This window comes from Yoonia sp. (genome assembly GCF_042093035.1).
Lineage (GTDB): Bacteria > Pseudomonadota > Alphaproteobacteria > Rhodobacterales > Rhodobacteraceae > Yoonia.
Map to the genome: position 1 here is coordinate 1 of NZ_JBELFI010000050.1, position 1,729 is coordinate 1,729.

General features: G+C 53.1%; 2 protein-coding genes. Both read right to left on the bottom strand.

Annotation, left to right across the window (positions count from 1 at the left end; translation table 11 throughout):
* Positions 1-422 precede the first annotated feature (422 nt).
* Complete coding sequence (locus tag ACFDSS_RS08180; RefSeq protein WP_347857678.1) at positions 423-1,268, bottom strand: fumarylacetoacetate hydrolase family protein; 846 nt, start codon at positions 1,266-1,268, stop codon at positions 423-425.
* Positions 1,265-1,729, bottom strand: a 465-nt coding sequence (locus tag ACFDSS_RS08185; protein WP_375255276.1) for a ketopantoate reductase family protein, incomplete at its 5' end; no start/stop codon positions are given. The genes ACFDSS_RS08180 and ACFDSS_RS08185, both read right to left, overlap by 4 nt.

Genomic DNA, 1,729 nt, shown 5'->3' on the forward strand with positions numbered 1-1,729 from the left:
CTTTGTGAAAATAAACAGTGAGAGATTTTACCTTTGGCGCGCCGTTGATCACGAAGGCGAGGTTAGGGAATGCTCCAGAAATTTTCCAGTTATCACGCCCAGATATACAACCACTTCAATCATGAAAGGCATCTAGAACGCAGACAGACTTATAAGCAAAAACGCAGTGCCGCTCTTATTAAGTGGTTTCAAATCTGCGCTTCATAGATTTGTGTGATCGTGGTACTTTGAGACCTGTTAGACTTTGTCTGATAACACCGGCGAGATGACCGCCTGTGTTTGACCGCCGCGTCTGCGCCAAAACATTGGATTTGCGCTGATCAGCCGTGACATCGGGGTTGGTCAATCGGTCGAGTTCATGCGTCCTAAGGGACCGACTCGAGAAGAGGTTGTCGATCTTCCGTTTCTTTGACGGGCTTGTTCTATGAGACAGCGTTCGACAGTGTCCCGATCCCTTGAATGCTTATCGTAAGGACGTCATGTGCTCTCAAATACCTCTTGGGAACCCGACTGCCGCCGGTACCATCCGGCGATCCTGTGGCGATCACATCGCCCGGATACAAAGTAAACAATGATGAGGCATAGGCGATCTGTTCGGGCAGTGAGAAAATCATCTCTTGCCCATATGCAGATTGCAACGTTTCCCCGTTCAAGGTGACAGTGAGGTGCAAATCCTCGACAGGCGGCAGGTCATCAGCAGTTGCGATCCACGGCCCCCATGACCCTGAGTTTGCAAAATTCTTGCCTGCATAGATCGAGTGTTTCTGCCACTCGCGCACTGAACCATCGTTGAAAGGGGCATAGCCCAGCACATGATCCATCGCCTGAACTGGCGTCACATGACGAGCGGTTTTCCCGATCACAACCGCAATTTCGCCCTCATAGTCAAAGCTGTCGGCCGGTGTGCCGCGCGGTACCTCCAGAGTGGCACCATGCCCGACAAGTGTCTCGCTTTCCTTGCCAAACAGGATGATGTGTTCAGGGCTGGGCGGGGCCACGCCATCAACGGGGTAGGGCTTGGGATAGTTCATACCAACACAGATAATCTTGCGCGGGTTTGGAATGGGCGGCTGGAATGTGATCTCGGCGATGGGGATTGTTGCGGACAGATTCACGGAGCCTTTCAACGCTTCAGATTTTTCAGCATCCAGCAGGTCGCGCAAGGTAGGGTATTGCGCAATGAGGCCGGGGCTTGCCGGAGCAACGGTTTCACCGTTGAACACACCATAGAGCGCTTGGTCTCGATGTAGAAAGGATCCGATGTTCATAGGGTTTTCTTCTCAAATGCGGCTTCGCGTTGGCGCAGAATGGCGGTGAGCGTGTTATTGTACGGGGTGGAGATGGCCAATTCCCGGCCCATGATCGGCACGATCCCGTTGATTGCATCCAGTTCAGAGACGCGTCCTGCCATGTGATCCAGCAACATGGAAGGGCGTGCTTTTGGCATACCTGCGCCGAAGGCCGTGACATAGGCGACTGGATCATCAAATGATAATGGCACTCCTTTGGCCTGCGCAATCGTATAGGCCTCGAGCATCGCACCAATGGCAATCTGCCATTGGTCGGGATGATCCATCAACTCGCCGACCTTGACGTTGAAGGTTGTGCAGGGTGCGCTGAAGGTCACGTTGCACAGAAACTTTTCCCAGATCAACTGGGTAATGTTTTCGAACGCCTTGGCGTTGAAACCTGCCCCCTGCCAGACAGCCTCGACGCGCTTCAATCGATC